Source organism: Kluyvera chengduensis, assembly GCF_044197065.1.
Lineage (GTDB): Bacteria > Pseudomonadota > Gammaproteobacteria > Enterobacterales > Enterobacteriaceae > Kluyvera > Kluyvera ascorbata_C.
Genome location: NZ_JBIQOI010000006.1, coordinates 191386 through 211076 on the forward strand (window position 1 = coordinate 191386; position 19691 = coordinate 211076).

General features: G+C 55.8%; 15 protein-coding genes. All 15 read left to right on the top strand.

The annotated features are described in order from the left end of the window. The first annotated feature begins 4 nt into the window (after nucleotides 1–4). The 15 genes from ACH1XZ_RS16460 to secA all read left to right on the top strand — a co-directional run bounded on the left by ACH1XZ_RS16460 (nucleotide 5) and on the right by secA (nucleotide 19640). Nucleotides 5–1774 carry a peptidoglycan glycosyltransferase FtsI gene (locus ACH1XZ_RS16460; protein WP_395596427.1) on the top strand — a complete coding sequence of 590 codons (1770 nt, stop codon included), beginning with the start codon at nucleotides 5–7 and terminating at the stop codon, nucleotides 1772–1774. Further along, nucleotides 1761–3248 carry a UDP-N-acetylmuramoyl-L-alanyl-D-glutamate--2,6-diaminopimelate ligase gene (gene murE / locus ACH1XZ_RS16465; protein WP_395596428.1) on the top strand — a complete coding sequence of 496 codons (1488 nt, stop codon included), beginning with the start codon at nucleotides 1761–1763 and terminating at the stop codon, nucleotides 3246–3248. Before ACH1XZ_RS16460 ends, murE begins: the two co-directional genes overlap by 14 nt. Next, nucleotides 3245–4603 carry a UDP-N-acetylmuramoyl-tripeptide--D-alanyl-D-alanine ligase gene (gene murF, locus ACH1XZ_RS16470; RefSeq protein ID WP_395596429.1) on the top strand — a complete coding sequence of 453 codons (1359 nt, stop codon included), beginning with the start codon at nucleotides 3245–3247 and terminating at the stop codon, nucleotides 4601–4603. Before murE ends, murF begins: the two co-directional genes overlap by 4 nt. Continuing rightward, a complete protein-coding gene (gene mraY / locus ACH1XZ_RS16475) occupies nucleotides 4597–5679 on the top strand; it encodes a phospho-N-acetylmuramoyl-pentapeptide-transferase (RefSeq protein ID WP_035893027.1) in 1083 nt (360 codons plus the stop codon). The genes murF and mraY overlap by 7 nt, the downstream gene beginning before the upstream one ends. Before the next feature lie 2 nt (nucleotides 5680–5681). Then, nucleotides 5682–6998 carry a UDP-N-acetylmuramoyl-L-alanine--D-glutamate ligase gene (gene murD, locus ACH1XZ_RS16480; RefSeq protein WP_395596430.1) on the top strand — a complete coding sequence of 439 codons (1317 nt, stop codon included), beginning with the start codon at nucleotides 5682–5684 and terminating at the stop codon, nucleotides 6996–6998. Next, complete coding sequence (gene ftsW / locus ACH1XZ_RS16485) at nucleotides 6998–8269, top strand: cell division protein FtsW (RefSeq protein WP_123650744.1); 1272 nt, start codon at nucleotides 6998–7000, stop codon at nucleotides 8267–8269. Before murD ends, ftsW begins: the two co-directional genes overlap by 1 nt. Beyond that, on the top strand, nucleotides 8266–9333 hold the full coding sequence (gene murG, locus ACH1XZ_RS16490) for an undecaprenyldiphospho-muramoylpentapeptide beta-N-acetylglucosaminyltransferase (RefSeq protein WP_395596431.1): 1068 nt from the start codon (nucleotides 8266–8268) through the stop codon (nucleotides 9331–9333). The genes ftsW and murG overlap by 4 nt, the downstream gene beginning before the upstream one ends. Nucleotides 9334–9386: 53 nt before the next feature. Next, nucleotides 9387–10862, top strand: a complete 1476-nt coding sequence (gene murC / locus ACH1XZ_RS16495; RefSeq protein ID WP_395596432.1) for a UDP-N-acetylmuramate--L-alanine ligase — start codon at nucleotides 9387–9389, stop codon at nucleotides 10860–10862. Next, nucleotides 10855–11775, top strand: a complete 921-nt coding sequence (locus ACH1XZ_RS16500) for a D-alanine--D-alanine ligase (RefSeq protein WP_395596433.1) — start codon at nucleotides 10855–10857, stop codon at nucleotides 11773–11775. Before murC ends, ACH1XZ_RS16500 begins: the two co-directional genes overlap by 8 nt. A gap of 1 nt (nucleotide 11776) precedes the next feature. Next, nucleotides 11777–12610 (top strand): cell division protein FtsQ, encoded by an 834-nt coding sequence (gene ftsQ / locus ACH1XZ_RS16505; protein ID WP_395596434.1) that lies wholly within the window; start codon nucleotides 11777–11779, stop codon nucleotides 12608–12610. Beyond that, nucleotides 12607–13869 carry a cell division protein FtsA gene (gene ftsA / locus ACH1XZ_RS16510; RefSeq protein ID WP_035893041.1) on the top strand — a complete coding sequence of 421 codons (1263 nt, stop codon included), beginning with the start codon at nucleotides 12607–12609 and terminating at the stop codon, nucleotides 13867–13869. Before ftsQ ends, ftsA begins: the two co-directional genes overlap by 4 nt. Before the next feature lie 63 nt (nucleotides 13870–13932). Beyond that, nucleotides 13933–15084, top strand: a complete 1152-nt coding sequence (ftsZ, locus tag ACH1XZ_RS16515) for a cell division protein FtsZ (protein ID WP_035893043.1) — start codon at nucleotides 13933–13935, stop codon at nucleotides 15082–15084. Between the two features lie 100 nt (nucleotides 15085–15184). Further along, nucleotides 15185–16102 (top strand): UDP-3-O-acyl-N-acetylglucosamine deacetylase, encoded by a 918-nt coding sequence (gene lpxC / locus ACH1XZ_RS16520; protein WP_185668542.1) that lies wholly within the window; start codon nucleotides 15185–15187, stop codon nucleotides 16100–16102. 261 nt (nucleotides 16103–16363) lie between these two features. Beyond that, nucleotides 16364–16870, top strand: coding sequence for a secA translation cis-regulator SecM (gene secM / locus ACH1XZ_RS16525; RefSeq protein WP_395596435.1), 507 nt, complete (start codon nucleotides 16364–16366; stop codon nucleotides 16868–16870). A gap of 64 nt (nucleotides 16871–16934) precedes the next feature. Next, on the top strand, nucleotides 16935–19640 hold the full coding sequence (gene secA / locus ACH1XZ_RS16530; protein WP_395596436.1) for a preprotein translocase subunit SecA: 2706 nt from the start codon (nucleotides 16935–16937) through the stop codon (nucleotides 19638–19640). Nucleotides 19641–19691 lie beyond the last annotated feature (51 nt).

Consider the following 19691-nt stretch of genomic DNA (forward strand, 5'->3'; position numbering starts at 1 on the left):
ACGCATGAAACCAGCGGCAAAAACGCATAAGCCAAAACGTCAGGAAGAACAGGCCAACTTTATCAGTTGGCGTTTTGCGTTGCTTTGCGGCTGTATTTTTCTGGCGCTCGCGTTCCTGCTGGGACGCGCGGCGTGGCTACAAATTATTGCCCCGGATAAGCTGGTTCGTGAAGGCGATATGCGCTCCCTGCGCGTTCAGCAGGTTTCTACCTCCCGCGGCATGATTACTGACCGTTCTGGTCGCCCGCTGGCGGTGAGCGTACCGGTGAAAGCCATCTGGGCCGATCCGAAAGAGCTGCACGAAGCAGGCGGTGTGGTGCTGAACAACCGCTGGAAAGCGTTGGCAGATGCTCTCAATATCCCGCTGGATCAGTTGGCAAACCGCATCAATACCAACCCGCGCATGCGCTTTATCTACCTGGCGCGTCAGGTTAACCCTGACATGGCTGACTACATCAAAAAGCTGAAGCTGCCGGGGATTTATCTGCGTGAAGAATCTCGTCGCTACTACCCTTCAGGGGAAGTAACCGCTCACCTCATTGGCTTCACCAACGTCGACAGTCAGGGGATTGAAGGGGTTGAGAAGAGTTTTGACAAGTGGCTGACCGGCCAGCCGGGCGAGCGTATCGTACGTAAAGACCGTTACGGGCGCGTCATTGAAGATATCTCCTCAACCGACAGCCAGGCTGCACACAACCTGGCGTTGAGCATTGATGAACGCCTGCAGGCGCTGGTTTATCGCGAATTGAACAACGCCGTGGCGTTTAACAAAGCGGAATCCGGCAGCGCCGTGCTGGTCGACGTGAGCACCGGTGAAGTGCTGGCGATGGCCAACAGCCCGTCCTACAACCCGAACAACTTTACCGGTACGGCAAAAGATACCATGCGTAACCGGGCCATCACCGACGTGTTTGAACCGGGCTCTACGGTGAAACCAATGGTGGTGATGACCGCGCTTCAGCGCGGCGTGGTACGTGAAAACACCGTACTGAATACCATCCCTTACCGTATTAACGGCCACGAAATCAAAGACGTGGCGCGCTACAGCGAATTGACCCTGACCGGGGTACTACAGAAGTCGAGTAACGTTGGTGTTTCCAAGCTAGCGTTAGCGATGCCGTCCTCAGCGTTAGTAGATACTTACTCACGTTTTGGACTGGGAAAAGCGACCAATTTGGGGTTGGTCGGAGAACGCAGTGGCTTATATCCTCAAAAACAACGGTGGTCTGACATAGAGAGGGCCACCTTCTCTTTCGGCTACGGGCTAATGGTAACGCCGTTACAGTTAGCGCGTGTCTACGCAACGATTGGCAGCTACGGGATTTACCGTCCGCTGTCGATAACCAAAGTTGACCCGCCGGTTCCCGGTGAGCGCATCTTCCCGGAATCTATCGTCCGCACCGTCGTTCATATGATGGAAAGCGTGGCGCTGCCTGGCGGCGGCGGCGTGAAAGCGGCGATTAAAGGCTACCGTATCGCGATTAAAACCGGTACGGCGAAAAAAGTCGGTCCGGACGGACGCTATATCAACAAATACATTGCTTACACCGCGGGCGTTGCGCCAGCCAGCCAGCCGCGCTTTGCGCTGGTGGTGGTCATCAACGACCCGCAGGCGGGTAAATACTACGGTGGCGCCGTTTCCGCGCCGGTCTTTGGTGCCATCATGGGCGGCGTACTGCGCACGATGAACATTGAGCCGGATGCGCTGGCAACGGGCGGCGATAAAAGTGAATTAGTAACGAATCAAGGCGAGGGTACAGGTGGCAGATCGTAATTTGCGCGACCTTCTCGCTCCGTGGGTGCCAAATGCGCCGGAGCGAGTACTGCGAGAGATGACGCTCGACAGCCGTGTGGCTGCATCGGGCGATCTGTTCGTGGCGGTAGTGGGTCATCAGGCGGACGGGCGTCGTTATATCCCGCAGGCAATTGCGCAAGGTGTCGCTGCTGTTATAGCCGAGGCAAAAGATGAGGCAACCGACGGTGAAATCCGCGAGATGCACGGTGTGCCGGTTATCTACCTCAGCCAGTTAAATGAGCGCTTATCGGCACTGGCCGGGCGTTTTTACCACGAACCCTCCGACAGCCTGCGCCTGATTGGCGTGACCGGGACCAACGGTAAAACCACCACCACACAGTTGATTGCACAATGGTGCCAGCTGCTTGGCGAAACCAGCGCGGTGATGGGTACGGTTGGTAACGGCCTGCTGGATAAAGTCATCCCGACGGAAAACACCACCGGTTCTGCCGTTGATGTACAGCATGTGCTGGCAGGATTGGTTGAGCAGGGCGCAACGGTTACGGCGATGGAAGTTTCTTCCCACGGTCTGGTACAGCACCGCGTGGCTGCGCTCAAGTTTGCAGCTTCCGTATTTACCAACCTGAGTCGCGATCACCTCGACTACCACGGTGATATGGAGCATTACGAAGCGGCTAAGTGGCTGCTCTACTCCACTCACCACTGTGGCCAAGCCATCGTCAACGCAGACGATGAAGTCGGACGTCGTTGGTTAGGTCGTCTACCGGATGCGGTGGCGGTCTCCATGGACGGCCATATTAATCCGAACTGCCATGGCCGCTGGCTGAAAGCCGTGGCGGTGGACTACCACGATAGCGGTGCCACTATCCGCTTTGAGTCCTCCTGGGGCGAAGGCGAAATTGAAAGCCGTCTGATGGGCGCTTTTAACGTCAGTAACCTGCTGCTGGCATTGGCAACGCTACTGGCGCTGGACTACCCGCTGGCTGAATTGCTGAAAACCGCGGCACGTTTACAGCCGGTGTGCGGGCGCATGGAAGTCTTTAGCGCGCCGGGTAAACCGACCGTCGTTGTTGACTACGCGCATACGCCAGACGCGCTGGAAAAAGCGCTGCAGGCCGCGCGTCTACATTGCTCCGGCAAGCTGTGGTGCGTATTTGGCTGCGGTGGCGACCGCGATAAAGGCAAGCGTCCGCTGATGGGTGCCATTGCCGAAGAGTTCTCCGACGTGGTGGTGGTCACCGACGATAACCCGCGTACCGAAGAGCCGCGCGACATCATTAACGATATTCTTGCGGGCATGGTCGATGCCGGCCACGTGAAGGTGATGGAAGGCCGTGCAGAAGCGGTGACCAACGCTATCATGCAGGCGAAAGAGAATGACGTTGTCCTGGTGGCGGGCAAAGGCCACGAAGATTATCAGATTGTGGGTAACCGTCGTCTCGATTACTCCGACCGTATTACCGCAGCGCGTCTGCTGGGAGTGGTGGCATGATTGGCGTAACGCTTGGCCAGCTTGCCAACGTTCTGAACGGCGAGCTTTATGGCAGCGATTCCCTTATTGAAGACGTCACCACGGATACCCGGAAATTAACGCCGGGTTGTCTGTTTGTGGCGCTGAAAGGCGAACGTTTTGATGCGCATGATTTTGCGCAAACGGCGAAAGACGGTGGCGCGGGCGCGCTGCTGGTCAGCCGTAAGCTGGATATCGACCTACCACAGCTCGTGGTAAGCGATACTCGCCTGGCATTTGGCGAACTGGCCGCCTGGGTGCGCCAGCAGGTTCCTGCTCGCGTGGTGGCCCTGACCGGTTCTTCCGGTAAAACCTCGGTAAAAGAGATGACCGCCGCCATTCTTGGCCAGTGCGGCAACACGCTTTATACCGCAGGTAATCTCAATAATGATATCGGCGTGCCGATGACATTACTGCGCTTAACGCCGGAACATCAGTTTGCGGTGATTGAGCTTGGTGCAAACCACCAGGGCGAAATTGCCTGGACCGTTGGCCTTACCTGCCCGGAAGCGGCGCTGGTGAACAATTTAGCGGCTGCGCACCTGGAAGGTTTTGGTTCACTGGCGGGCGTCGCGAAAGCGAAAGGTGAAATCTTCACCGGCCTGCCGGACAGCGGCATTGCGATTCTGAATGCCGATAACAACGACTGGGCCAACTGGCAGCAGGTGATTGGCGATCGTACCGTCTGGCGTTTTTCTCCCAATGCGGCGGGGAGTGATTTCCACGCCTCTGAGGTTCGTATTACCTCGCAGGGTACTGAATTTACGCTGCATACGCCGAACGGCAGCATCGACGTGCTGCTGCCGCTGCCGGGTCGCCATAACATCGCGAACGCGCTTGCCGCGACCGCACTGGCAACCGCTGTTGGTGCAGACTTAAGTGCGGTGAAAGCCGGGCTGGCACAGCTGAAAGCGGTGCCGGGGCGTTTGTTCCCGATTCACCTGACGGACAACCAACTGGTGTTGGATGACTCCTACAACGCAAACGTCGGTTCTATGACGGCGGCGGTGCAGGTGCTGTCTGAAATGCCGGGCTACCGCGTGTTGGTGGTTGGCGATATGGCAGAGCTTGGCGCCGAAAGCGAAGCGTGCCACATCCAGGTAGGAAACGCTGCCAAAGCGGCGGGTATTGACCGAGTTCTGAGCGTCGGCACATTAAGCCAGGCGATTAGCACTGCCAGCGGGGCAGGGGAGCACTTCACCGATAAAACCTCGGCAATTGCTCGCCTTAAAACGCTGATTAACGAACATAAAACTATCACCATTCTGGTGAAAGGATCACGCAGTGCCGCCATGGAAGAGGTCGTACGCGCATTACAGGAGAACGGGACATGTTAGTGTGGCTGGCCGAACATCTGGTCAAATATTATTCCGGCTTTAACGTCTTTTCCTATCTGACGTTTCGCGCCATCGTCAGCCTGCTGACCGCGCTGTTCATCTCTTTGTGGATGGGCCCGCGCATGATTGCCCGTCTGCAAAAAATGTCGTTTGGTCAGGTTGTTCGTAACGACGGTCCTGAATCTCACTTCAGTAAACGCGGTACCCCGACGATGGGCGGAATCATGATCCTGACCGCGATCACGGTCTCCGTGCTGCTGTGGGCCTATCCGTCAAACCCGTACGTCTGGTGCGTGCTGACGGTGCTGATTGGCTACGGCATTATCGGTTTCGTTGATGACTACCGCAAAGTGGTTCGTAAAGACACCAAAGGGCTTATCGCGCGCTGGAAATACTTCTGGATGTCGGTGATCGCACTGGGCGTGGCTTTTGCGCTGTACCTTGCCGGTAAAGATACACCGGCTACCGAACTGGTGGTGCCATTCTTCAAGGACATCATGCCGCAGTTGGGCCTGCTCTACATCCTGTTGGCTTACTTCGTTATCGTCGGTACCGGCAACGCCGTTAACCTGACCGATGGCCTCGACGGCTTGGCCATTATGCCGACCGTCTTCGTGGCGGCGGGCTTTGCGCTGGTGGCGTGGGCGACCGGTAACATGAACTTTGCGAGCTATCTGCACATTCCTTACCTGCGTCATGCGGGTGAACTGGTGATCGTTTGTACGGCGATTGTTGGCGCGGGACTCGGCTTCCTGTGGTTCAACACCTATCCGGCACAGGTCTTTATGGGCGATGTCGGCTCACTGGCACTGGGCGGCGCGCTGGGCATTATTGCCGTGCTGCTGCGTCAGGAGTTCCTGCTGGTGATCATGGGCGGTGTCTTTGTGGTTGAAACCCTGTCGGTAATTCTGCAGGTGGGCTCCTTCAAGCTGCGCGGTCAGCGCATCTTCCGTATGGCGCCGATTCACCACCACTATGAACTGAAAGGCTGGCCGGAACCGCGCGTTATCGTGCGCTTCTGGATTATTTCGCTGATGCTGGTGCTGATTGGCCTGGCAACGCTGAAGGTACGTTAATCATGGCAGATTACCTGGGTAAAAACGTCGTCATTATTGGTCTTGGACTGACCGGGCTTTCCTGCGTGGATTTTTTCCTCGCGCAGAACATCACGCCACGCGTGATGGATACCCGAGCGACGCCACCCGGTCTGGATAAACTGCCGGAAGCGGTAGAGCGTTATGTCGGCGGGCTGAACGAAGACTGGCTGATGGCAGCCGACCTGATTGTCGCAAGCCCGGGTATGGCGCTGGCAAACCCGGCGTTGAGCCGTGCCGCGGATGCGGGCATTGAAATTGTCGGCGACATCGAACTGTTCTGCCGTGAAGCACAGGCGCCTATCGTGGCGATTACCGGTTCCAACGGTAAAAGCACGGTGACCACGCTGATTGGTGAAATGGCGAAAGCGGCAGGCGTGAATGTTGGTGTCGGCGGCAACATTGGCCTGCCAGCGCTGATGCTGCTGGACCCGGCTCGTGAGCTGTACGTGCTTGAACTCTCCAGCTTCCAACTGGAAACCACCTCCAGCCTGCATGCTGCGGCGGCAACAATTCTAAACGTCACCGAAGATCATATGGATCGCTACCCGCTGGGGCTGCAGCAGTACCGTGCGGCGAAGCTGCGTATCTATGAAAACGCTAAAGTCTGCGTCGTGAACGCCGATGACGGCCTGACCATGCCGGTGCGCGGCGCGGACGAGCGCTGCGTGAGCTTCGGCGTGGACGTGGGTGACTATCACCTGAACCGCCAGCAGGGGGAAACCTGGCTGCGCGTGAAAGGCGAAAAAGTATTGAACGTCAAAGAGATGCCGCTTACCGGGCAGCATAACTACAGCAACGCCCTGGCGGCGCTGGCGCTGGCGGATGCCGTTGGCCTGCCGCGCGCGACCAGCCTGAAGGCGCTGACCACCTTTACCGGGTTGGCTCACCGCTTCCAGATTGTGCTCGACCACCGCGGCGTGCGCTGGATTAACGACTCGAAAGCGACCAACGTCGGCAGCACTGAAGCCGCCTTAAACGGTCTGCACGTCGCGGGTACGCTGTATCTGCTGCTGGGTGGTGACGGCAAATCGGCCGACTTTGAACCGCTGCAACGCTACCTGACCGGCGATAACATTCGTCTTTACTGCTTTGGCCGCGATGGCGGTGAACTGGCCGCGCTGCGCCCGGAAATCGCTACCCAAACGGAAACCATGGAAGAGGCAATGCGCCTGATTGCGCCGCAGGTGAAAGCGGGCGATATGGTGCTGCTGTCTCCGGCCTGCGCCAGCCTCGACCAGTTTAAAAGCTTTGAGCAGCGCGGTGACGTGTTTGCTCGCCTGGCGAAGGAGTTAGGTTGATGCGTTTATCGCTCCCGCGCCTGAGACTGCCTCAACTGAGGCTGCCGCGTCTGCCGGGCATGCGCGTTTTCGCATGGCTGTTTGGTTGGATGTTTGCCGCGCTTAAGGGCTGGGTGATGGGCTCTCGGGAGAAAGACACCGATAGCCTGATTATGTACGACCGCACGCTGCTGTGGCTGACCCTGGGCCTGGCGGCGATTGGTTTTATTATGGTGACTTCGGCTTCAATGCCGGTGGGTCAACGTCTGGCGAACGATCCTTTCCTGTTTGCCAAGCGTGACGGCCTTTATATTCTGCTGGCGTTTTTGATGGCGCTGGTAACGCTGCGGCTGCCGATGTCGTTCTGGCAGAAGCACAGTACGTTCATGCTGATTGCCTCTATTGGTATGTTGCTGATTGTACTGGTCGTCGGTAGCTCGGTTAACGGGGCATCGCGCTGGATTGCTTTCGGTCCGCTGCGTATTCAGCCTGCCGAACTGACCAAACTGTCGCTGTTTTGCTATATCGCCAACTATCTGGTGCGTAAAGCCGATGAGGTGCGCAACAACCTGCGCGGCTTCTTAAAACCGATGGGCGTTATCTTCGTACTGGCGATTTTACTGCTGGCGCAGCCCGATCTTGGTACCGTGGTGGTGCTGTTTGTGACAACGCTGGCGATGCTGTTCCTGGCGGGCGCCAAGCTGTGGCAGTTCATTGCCATCATCGGCATGGGGATCTCCGCGGTCGTCCTGCTGATCCTTGCCGAACCGTATCGTATTCGCCGCGTGACCTCCTTCTGGAACCCGTGGGAAGACCCGTTTGGCAGCGGTTACCAGCTGACTCAATCGCTGATGGCCTTTGGCCGTGGCGAGATGTGGGGCCAGGGGTTAGGTAACTCGGTGCAGAAACTGGAGTATCTACCGGAGGCGCATACCGACTTCATCTTCGCCATCATCGGCGAGGAATTGGGTTATATCGGTGTGGTACTGGCACTTTTAATGGTATTCTTCGTCGCTTTCCGCGCCATGTCCATTGGTCGCAAAGCGCTGGAGATCAACCAACGTTTTTCTGGCTTCCTGGCTTGCGCAATCGGCGTATGGTTCAGCTTCCAGGCGTTGGTAAACGTAGGGGCAGCTGCCGGTATGTTACCGACAAAAGGCCTGACCCTGCCGTTGATAAGCTACGGTGGCTCCAGTCTTCTGATTATGTCGACGGCCATCATGTTCTTATTACGAATTGATTATGAAACGCGTCTGGAAAAAGCCCAGGCGTTTACCCGAGGTTCTCGATGAGCGGTCAAACAAAGCGGTTAATGGTGATGGCGGGCGGTACCGGCGGACACGTGTTCCCGGGGCTGGCGGTCGCTCACCATTTAATGGATCAGGGCTGGCAGGTGCGCTGGCTGGGAACCGCAGATCGTATGGAAGCCGACCTGGTGCCAAAACATGGCATCGAGATTGATTTTATCCATATTTCCGGGCTGCGCGGCAAAGGTGTGAAAGCGCTGCTGCTGGCACCGATGCGTATTTTCAATGCCTGGCGTCAGGCACGCGCGATCATGAAACGCTTTAAGCCGGACGTGGTGCTGGGAATGGGCGGTTACGTCTCTGGGCCAGGCGGTTTGGCTGCGTGGTCGCTGGGTATCCCTGTTGTTCTGCATGAGCAGAACGGCATTGCCGGGCTCACCAACAAATGGCTGGCGAAGATTGCCACCAAAGTGATGCAGGCTTTCCCGGGGGCGTTCCCGCATGCCGACGTGGTTGGCAACCCGGTACGCGTTGATGTGCTGGCGCTGCCGCTGCCGGAACAACGCCTGGCAGGCCGCGATGGCCCCGTCCGCGTGCTGGTTGTTGGTGGCTCTCAGGGTGCACGCGTTCTGAACCAGACCCTGCCACAGGTTGCGCAGCGTTTGGGTGATGCGGTAACAATTTGGCACCAGAGCGGAAAAGGCGGTCAACAAACCGTTGAACAGGCCTACGCCGATGCCGGTCAGCCGCAGCATAAAGTGACCGAATTTATTGATGATATGGCCGAAGCGTACGCGTGGGCCGATGTGGTGGTCTGCCGCTCCGGCGCGCTGACAGTGAGCGAGATTGCGGCGGCAGGTCTGCCGGCGATTTTTGTCCCGTTCCAGCATAAAGACCGCCAGCAGTACTGGAATGCGCTGCCGCTGGAGAAAGCCGGCGCAGCGAAGATCTTTGAGCAGCCGCAGTTTACGGCTCAGGCGGTCGCGGACACGCTGGCAAGCTGGGATCGCAACACATTATTAGAGATGGCTGAGCGTGCACGTGCGACGGCCATCCCGGACGCTACCGAGCGGGTAGCAAAAGAAGTAAGCCTGGCTGCAAAGGCTTAATCATCGCGGCGCATTTGCGTCGCCCGAATTTCAGAAGTGATGGCGTTTAGAGAATGAATACACAACAACTGGCGAAACTGCGTTCTATTGTGCCCGAGATGCGTCGCGTCCGGCACATTCACTTTGTTGGCATCGGCGGCGCCGGTATGGGCGGTATTGCTGAAGTACTGGCCAACGAAGGATATCAGATCAGCGGTTCCGATCTGGCACCGAACCCGGTGACGCAGCAGTTGACGAAATTGGGCGCCACGATTTATTTCAACCACCGCCCGGAAAACGTTCGCGATGCGAGCGTGGTGGTGGTCTCAACGGCTATCTCTGCCGATAACCCGGAAATCGTCGCCGCACACGAGGCGCGAATCCCGGTGATTCGCCGCGCGGAAATGCTGGCGGAGCTGATGCGTTTTCGTCACGGCATTGCTATCGCCGGGACGCACGGTAAAACCACGACCACCGCGATGGTCGCCAGCATTTACGCGGAAGCCGGGCTGGACCCGACCTTCGTCAACGGTGGCCTGGTGAAAGCCGCAGGCGTGCATGCGCGTCTGGGCCACAGCCGCTACCTGATTGCGGAAGCCGATGAGAGCGACGCGTCGTTCCTGCATCTGCAGCCGATGGTGGCGATTGTCACCAACATCGAAGCTGACCACATGGATACCTACCAGGGCGACTTCGAAAATTTAAAGCAGACGTTTATTAATTTCCTGCACAACTTGCCGTTTTATGGTCGTGCAGTGATGTGTGTTGATGATCCGGTTATCCGTGAACTTCTGCCACGCGTAGGCCGCCAGACCACCACCTACGGCTTCAGTGATGACGCGGACGTTCGCGTAGAAAACTACCAGCAGATTGGCCCGCAGGGGCACTTCACGCTGGTGCGCCAGGATAAAGAAGACCTGCGCGTGACGCTGAATGCGCCGGGCCGCCATAACGCCCTGAACGCCGCTGCTGCGGTTGCGGTTGCGACGGAAGAGGGTATTGAAGACGACGCTATCCTGCGCGCGCTGGAAAGTTTCCAGGGCACCGGCCGTCGTTTCGACTTCCTGGGCGAGTTCCCGCTGGAAGAGGTTAACGGTAAAGGAGGTACCGCGCTGCTGGTGGACGACTACGGTCACCACCCAACGGAAGTGGATGCGACCATCAAAGCCGCTCGTGCTGGCTGGCCGGACAAAAAGCTGGTGATGGTATTCCAGCCGCACCGTTATACCCGTACGCGTGACCTGTACGATGATTTTGCCCACGTACTGACTCAGGTAGATGCCCTGCTGATGCTGGATGTCTATCCGGCGGGTGAAGCACCAATTCCAGGGGCTGATAGCCGCTCGCTGTGCCGCACCATTCGCGGGCGTGGAAAAGTGGACCCCATTCTGGTCTCCGATACGTCTCAGGTCCCGGAAATGCTGGCATCAGTACTGACGGGTAATGACCTTGTCTTAATTCAGGGCGCCGGAAATATTGGTAAAATTGCGCGTAACTTAGCTGAAATCAAACTGAAGCCGCAAACTCAGGAGGAACCGCGTCATGGCTGATAAGATCGCGGTTCTTTTGGGCGGAACTTCTGCCGAACGCGACGTGTCGTTAAACTCCGGCACGGCGGTGCTGGCCGGTCTTCGCGAAGCGGGCATTGATGCGCATGCGGTCGACCCGAAAGAGACAGATGTTACCCAACTGAAAAATATGGGTTTTCAGAAAGTGTTTATTGCGCTGCATGGTCGCGGCGGTGAAGATGGCACGCTTCAGGGGTTACTGGAACTGCTTAAGCTTCCGTATACCGGCAGCGGCGTGATGGCTTCAGCTATTTCGATGGATAAACTGCGCAGCAAATTGCTGTGGCAGGGCGCGGGATTACCGGTTGCTCCTTGGGTTGCCGTCGAGCGCGAAGCCTTTAATAGCGGGCTTTCCAGCGAGGTTCAGGCGCAGATTTCCGCACTCGGACTGCCGCTTATCGTTAAGCCGAGCCGCGAAGGTTCAAGCGTCGGGATGTCGAAAGTCACCGAGAGTGGCGACCTGGCTGAAGCGTTAACGCAAGCGTTTCAACATGATGACGAAGTTCTGGTAGAAAAATGGCTCAGTGGGCCAGAATTTACGGTAGCGGTACTCGGTGAAGAAATTTTGCCGACAGTTCGCATCCAACCTGCCGGAACCTTCTATGATTATGAGGCGAAGTATCTCTCTGATGAGACGAAATATTTCTGCCCTGGTTGTGAGGAACCCACCCAGGAATCGGAAATGCAGTCTTTAGTACTGAAAGCCTGGAAAGTTTTAGGCTGCCGTGGATGGGGTCGCATTGACGTCATGCAGGACAGCGATGGTCAATATTATCTGCTGGAGGCGAACACCTCTCCGGGGATGACCAGCCACAGTCTGGTGCCGATGGCGGCGCGTCAGGCGGGAATGAGCTTCTCGCAACTGGTAGTACGAATTCTGGACCTGGCGGGGTGATATGTCGCAGGCTGCGCTGAATACGCGGAACCGTGAAGAAGAAGAGTACGCTGCTTCACGGCGCAATAATGGAACGCATCTGGTGGGAGTTATCTTCCTGCTGGCGGTGTTGTGTACCGTGTTCGTTAGCGGCTGGGTCGTGCTGGGCTGGATGGAAGATGCGCAACGTTTGCCCATCTCAAAACTGGTGGTGACTGGCGATCGTCATTACACGCGTAACGATGATATTCGACAGTCCATTCTGGCTCTGGGATCGCCGGGAACCTTTATGACTCAGGACGTGAACATCGTTCAGAGTCAAATTGAACGCCTGCCGTGGATTAAACAGGCAAGCGTCAGAAAGCAGTGGCCGGACGAATTGAAGATTCATCTGGTTGAATATGTGCCCATTGCGCGTTGGAATGATCAGCACATGGTAGATGCCGAGGGGAATGCCTTCAGCGTACCCGCCGATCGAACCAGCAAGCAGAATTTACCTATGCTCTATGGCCCTGAAGGTAGTGCAAGCGAAGTATTGCAGGGCTATCACGACATGGGAGCGATGCTCGCGAAAGGGAAGTTCACGTTGAAGGTTGCGGCGATGACCGCGCGCCGTTCGTGGCAGCTGACGCTTGATAACGGTATCAAGCTGAATCTGGGACGGGGCGATACGATGAAGCGGCTGGAACGTTTTTTAGAACTGTATCCGGTTCTACAACAGCAGGCGCAAACAGACGGTAATCGGATTAGTTATGTTGACTTGCGTTATGACTCGGGGGCGGCAGTAGGCTGGGAACCTGCTCCTGCGGCGGACACTAATCAACAACAGAATCAGGCACAGGCAGAACAACAATGATCAAGGCGACGGACAGAAAACTGGTAGTTGGACTGGAGATCGGCACTGCAAAAGTGGCCGCTTTAGTAGGGGAAGTTCTGCCCGACGGAGTGATTAATATCATTGGGGTCGGCAGTTGCCCATCCCGAGGTATGGATAAAGGCGGGGTTAACGATCTTGAGTCGGTAGTGAAATGCGTACAGCGCGCTATCGATCAGGCGGAGTTAATGGCGGATTGCCAGATCTCTTCTGTATATCTGGCGCTTTCCGGTAAGCACATTAGCTGTCAAAATGAGATTGGTATGGTGCCTATCTCAGAAGAAGAGGTCACGCTGGAAGACGTCGAGAACGTCGTTCACACGGCGAAATCCGTTCGCGTACGTGATGAACATCGTGTTTTGCACGTAATTCCGCAAGAATACGCAATTGATTACCAGGAAGGAATCAAAAACCCGGTAGGCTTATCCGGTGTGCGTATGCAGGCGAAGGTACATCTGATTACCTGTCACAACGACATGGCGAAAAACATCGTCAAAGCGGTAGAGCGTTGCGGTCTTAAAGTTGATCAGCTGATTTTCGCCGGTCTGGCTTCAAGTTATTCCGTATTGACGGAAGACGAACGTGAGCTGGGTGTCTGCGTCGTGGATATCGGTGGCGGTACAATGGATATCGCGGTCTACACCGGCGGCGCGCTGCGTCATACCAAAGTTATCCCTTATGCAGGGAACGTGGTAACCAGCGATATCGCTTATGCCTTCGGCACACCGCCAAGCGATGCCGAAGCGATTAAAGTGCGCCACGGCTGCGCGCTGGGCTCCATTGTGGGCAAAGATGAGAGCGTTGAAGTGCCAAGCGTGGGCGGTCGTCCGCCGCGTAGCCTGCAGCGCCAGACATTGGCAGAGGTCATTGAGCCGCGTTATACCGAGTTGCTGAACCTCGTCAATGAAGAGATTTTACAGTTACAGGAACAGCTTCGTCAGCAGGGTGTCAAACACCATCTCGCGGCGGGGATTGTATTGACCGGTGGCGCAGCGCAGATTGAAGGGTTAGCGGCTTGCGCGCAGCGAGTGTTCCATACGCAGGTTCGTATCGGTGCGCCGCTGAATATTACTGGTCTGACGGACTATGCCCAGGAGCCGTATTATTCAACGGCAGTGGGCCTGCTGCACTACGGGAAAGAGTCCCACTTAAGTGGTGAAGCAGAAGTAGAAAAGCGCGTCACCGCATCGGTCGGATCGTGGATCAAACGACTGAATAGCTGGTTACGCAAAGAGTTTTAATTTTTAAAGAGACCAATGCACAATTCACGGTCTCGGGCGACAGGCACAAAACGGAGAGAAACTATGTTTGAACCTATGGAACTGACCAACGACGCGGTGATTAAAGTCATCGGCGTCGGTGGCGGCGGCGGTAATGCCGTTGAACACATGGTGCGCGAACGCATCGAAGGTGTTGAGTTTTTTGCTGTTAACACCGATGCGCAGGCACTGCGTAAAACCGCGGTTGGCCAGACAATCCAGATCGGTAGCGGTATTACCAAAGGTCTGGGCGCTGGGGCAAACCCGGAAGTCGGCCGTAATGCGGCAGATGAAGACCGTGAAGCACTGCGTGCTGCGCTGGACGGCGCTGACATGGTGTTTATCGCAGCAGGCATGGGCGGCGGTACCGGTACCGGTGCAGCGCCAGTGGTTGCTGAAGTGGCTAAAGATTTAGGTATCCTGACCGTTGCCGTCGTGACCAAGCCTTTCAACTTCGAAGGCAAGAAGCGTATGGCGTTTGCGGAGCAGGGTATTACTGAGCTGTCCAAGCACGTGGACTCCCTGATCACCATCCCGAACGACAAACTGCTGAAAGTGCTGGGTCGCGGTATTTCTCTGCTCGACGCGTTTGGCGCGGCGAACGACGTGCTGAAAGGCGCGGTACAAGGTATCGCAGAGCTGATCACCCGTCCTGGCCTGATGAACGTCGACTTCGCGGACGTCCGTACCGTGATGTCTGAAATGGGCTATGCGATGATGGGTTCCGGCGTGGCAAGCGGTGAAGACCGTGCGGAAGAAGCGGCTGAAATGGCTATCTCTTCTCCGCTGCTGGAAGACATCGACCTGTCCGGCGCTCGTGGCGTTCTGGTCAACATCACCGCGGGCTTCGACCTGCGTCTGGATGAGTTCGAAACCGTGGGTAATACTATCCGTGCGTTTGCATCGGATAACGCGACCGTGGTTATCGGTACTTCCCTTGACCCGGATATGAACGACGAACTGCGTGTCACCGTGGTGGCGACCGGTATCGGCATGGATAAGCGTCCAGAGATCACCCTGGTGACCAACAAGCAGACGCAGCAACCTGCACTGGATCGCTATCAGCAGCATGGTATGGCGCCGCTGACGCAAGAACAGAAACCGGCTGCTAAAGTGGTAAACGACAATACGCCGCAGACCACTAAAGAACCGGATTACCTGGATATCCCTGCATTCCTGCGTAAGCAAGCTGATTAAGAATTAGCTGGAATTTGGGAATCTGCGCTCTTTGTGCTAAACTGGCCCACCGAATGTGATATACACTTCGGTTGGATAGTTAATTTGGCGAGATTATACGATGATCAAACAAAGGACTCTTAAACGTATCGTTCAGGCGACTGGCGTCGGTTTACACACCGGCAAAAAGGTCACACTGACGTTACGCCCTGCGCCGGCAAATACCGGGGTCATCTATCGTCGCACCGACTTGAATCCTCCGGTAGATTTCCCGGCCGATGCCAAATCTGTGCGTGATACTATGCTCTGTACTTGCCTGGTCAACGAGCATGACGTGCGGATTTCTACCGTAGAGCACCTCAACGCCGCGCTGGCGGGCCTGGGTATCGACAACATCGTTGTTGAAGTCGATGCGCCAGAAATCCCGATTATGGACGGTAGTGCTGCGCCATTCGTTTATCTGTTGCTGGATGCCGGCATCGATGAACTGAACTGCGCGAAGAAATTCGTCCGTATTAAAGACACCGTTCGCGTTGAAGATGGCGATAAGTGGGCTGAATTCAAACCGTACAATGGTTTCTCGTTGGATTTTACCATCGACTTTAACCACCCGGCGATTGACTCCAGCACGCAGCGTTATGCAATGAACTTCTCTGCAGACGCGTTCATGCGCCAGATCAGCCGTGCCCGTACTTTCGGTTTCATGCGTGATATCGAATATCTGCAGTCCCGTGGCCTGTGCCTGGGCGGCAGCTTCGATTGTGCCATCGTTGTTGACGATTATCGCGTACTGAACGAAGACGGCCTGCGTTTTGAAGATGAATTCGTTCGTCATAAAATGCTGGATGCTATCGGTGACTTGTTCATGTGTGGTCACAACATTATTGGTGCATTTACCGCGTATAAATCCGGTCATGCGCTGAATAACAAACTTCTGCAAGCGGTCCTGGCAAAACAGGAAGCTTGGGAATTCGTGACCTTCCAGGACGACGCAGAACTGCCGCTGGCGTTCAAAGCACCTTCGATGGTTCTGGCATAAGCCTGACCACCGCGTAAATTCGACTGGCAACCTGGCACTCTCTCCGGTCAGGGAACCAGTCGTTTTTTCTTTTTAGCGCTCAGAATTTTCCTTTCCTGTCCTCAGTGTCTTTGTAAAGATCACACGCCTGTGCAACCGCTGCTTTCTTAACCTGTTTTTCGGTGATGATTTCGTCATTCCTGCTGCTGCAACGCCGCATTAATGGTAATATCTTGGCGCGAAAATAGAATAACGGTGCTTAAACCGAAGGTGGAATATTACGTGAGTGGAATGCTGACGCGTTGGCGACAGTTTGGTAGACGCTACTTCTGGCCGCATCTCCTGTTGGGGATGGTTGCTGCTAGTTTTGGCCTGCCTGCGCTTGCGAGTAATACTGAGCTTGCTTCTCCAGCCCGTGAGACGAGCAGTAACCATCATCCGTCGCAGAAAATTGATTTCACGCAGTTGGCGCGTCTGGAGAACAACCGTCGCCCTTCATTCAACGTGGATTACTGGCATCAGCATGCCATTCGCACGGTTATTCGCCACCTCTCTTTTGCCATGGCGCCTACCGCGTCACCGGTTGCCGAGCCTGCGTCGCCGCTTCAGGCCGCACAGCATCTGGCTCTACTCGACACGCTAAATGCGTTACTGAACGTTGAAAGCCAGCCGCCAGCGGTAATCGCTCAGGCTGTCATTTTACCTGCATTACCCCCTCACGCTTTTAGCATTCCCGCCTGGATAAGCCAGGTGCAGGGTATCCGCGCCGGGCCGCAGCGCCTCGTCTAAAAATAACCGTTTTTTATCCTTTATTTTTCTGACTCCGAAATGTCGGGGCGTTTGAGATTTTATTATGTTAATCAAATTATTGACCAAAGTTTTTGGTAGTCGTAACGACCGTACCCTGCGCCGTATGCGTAAAGCTGTAGGCATCATCAATGCGATGGAACCGGAGATGGAAAAACTCTCCGACGACGAGCTGAAAGCGAAAACCAACGAGTTCCGCGCGCGCATTGAGAAAGGCGAGTCCGTTGAAAGCCTGATCCCGGAAGCGTTCGCCGTTGTCCGCGAAGCGAGTAAACGTGTATTCGGCATGCGTCACTTTGACGTACAGCTGCTCGGTGGCATGGTACTGAACGACCGTTGCATCGCGGAAATGCGTACCGGTGAAGGTAAAACCCTGACCGCAACGCTGCCAGCTTACCTGAACGCGCTGTCCGGTAAAGGCGTGCACGTGGTTACCGTCAACGACTATCTGGCACAGCGTGATGCCGAAAACAACCGCCCGCTGTTCGAATTCCTTGGCATGACCGTGGGTATCAACATGTCCGGCCTGCCGGCTCCTGCTAAGCGCGAAGCCTATAACGCTGATATCACTTACGGTACCAATAACGAATACGGTTTTGACTACCTGCGCGACAACATGGCATTCAGCCCGGAAGAACGCGTACAGCGTAAGCTACACTATGCGCTGGTCGATGAAGTGGACTCCATCCTGATCGATGAAGCGCGTACGCCGCTTATCATCTCCGGTCCGGCGGAAGACAGCTCCGAAATGTACAAAAAAGTGAACAAAATCATCCCTCACCTGGTGCGCCAGGAGAAGGAAGATTCCGACACCTTCCAGGGTGAAGGTCACTTCTCCGTTGATGAGAAATCTCGCCAGGTAACCCTGACCGAACGTGGTCTGGTGCTGATTGAAGAACTGCTGGTGCAGGAAGGTATTATGGAAGAAGGCGAGTCCCTGTACTCTCCGGCTAACATCATGTTGATGCACCATGTTACCGCTGCGCTGCGTGCCCACGTGCTGTTCACCCGCGACGTTGACTACATCGTCAAAGATGGCGAAGTTATCATCGTCGATGAGCACACCGGTCGTACCATGCAGGGCCGTCGCTGGTCCGATGGTCTGCATCAGGCCGTGGAAGCAAAAGAAGGCGTTGAGATCCAGAACGAAAACCAGACCCTGGCATCTATCACCTTCCAGAACTACTTCCGTCTGTACGAAAAGCTGGCCGGTATGACCGGTACGGCGGACACCGAAGCCTTCGAATTCAGCTCCATTTACAAGCTGGATACCGTGGTGGTGCCAACTAACCGTCCGATGATCCGTAAAGATATGCCGGATCTGGTCTACATGACCGAAGCGGAAAAAATTCAGGCGATCATTGAAGATATTAAAGAGCGTACTGCGGCAGGCCAACCGGTGCTGGTCGGTACTATCTCTATCGAAAAATCTGAAGTGGTTTCCCATGAGCTGACCAAAGCGGGCATCAAGCACAACGTGCTGAACGCCAAGTTCCACGCCAGCGAAGCGGATATCGTTGCTCAGGCGGGTTACCCTGGTGCCGTGACCATCGCTACCAACATGGCGGGTCGTGGTACCGATATTATGCTGGGCGGTAGCTGGCAGGCGGAAGTTGCACAGCTGGAAGATCCAACCCCAGAACAAATTGCTCAGATCAAAGCCGATTGGCAGGTTCGCCACGACGCCGTTCTGGCGGCTGGCGGTCTGCACATCATTGGTACTGAACGTCACGAATCTCGTCGTATCGATAACCAGCTGCGCGGTCGTTCCGGTCGTCAGGGCGACGCGGGTTCTTCTCGTTTCTACCTGTCTATGGAAGATGCCCTGATGCGTATCTTTGCCTCTGACCGCGTGTCCGGCATGATGCGTAAGCTGGGGATGAAGCCTGGCGAAGCTATCGAGCACCCATGGGTGACCAAAGCGATTGCCAACGCACAGCGTAAAGTAGAAAGCCGCAACTTCGATATTCGTAAGCAGCTGCTGGAATATGATGACGTTGCCAACGACCAGCGTCGCGCAATCTACACCCAGCGTAACGAACTGCTGGACGTGTCAGACGTTAGTGAAACCATCAACAGCATCCGTGAAGATGTCTTCAAAGCGACCATTGACGCGCACATTCCGCCACAGTCTCTGGAAGAAATGTGGGATATCCCTGGCTTGCAGGAACGTCTGAAAAACGACTTCGACCTCGACCTGCCTATCTCCGAGTGGCTGGACAAAGAGCCTGAGCTGCACGAAGAGACGCTGCGTGAGCGCATCCTGACAAGCGCTGTAGAAGTTTATCAGCGTAAAGAAGAAGTGGTTGGCACCGAAATGATGCGTCACTTCGAGAAAGGCGTGATGCTGCAGACGCTCGATTCTCTGTGGAAAGAGCACCTGGCGGCGATGGACTACCTGCGTCAGGGTATCCACCTGCGCGGCTATGCGCAGAAAGATCCAAAACAGGAATACAAGCGTGAATCCTTCGCCATGTTTGCTGCGATGCTGGAGTCACTGAAGTATGAAGTGATCAGCACCCTGAGCAAGGTTCAGGTGCGTATGCCGGAAGAAGTTGAAGAGATGGAACAGCAGCGCCGTCAGGAAGCTGAGCGTCTGGCGCAGATGCAGCAACTGAGCCATAAGAGCGATGACGAATCCGTCGCGGAAGATCTGGCCGCGCAAACCGGCGACCGTAAAGTCGGTCGTAACGATCCGTGCCCTTGTGGTTCAGGTAAAAAATACAAACAGTGCCACGGCCGTCTGAGCTAAGGGTACGATAAGAAGACAAAAGGCGCAGATTACTGCGCCTTTTTTATGGAT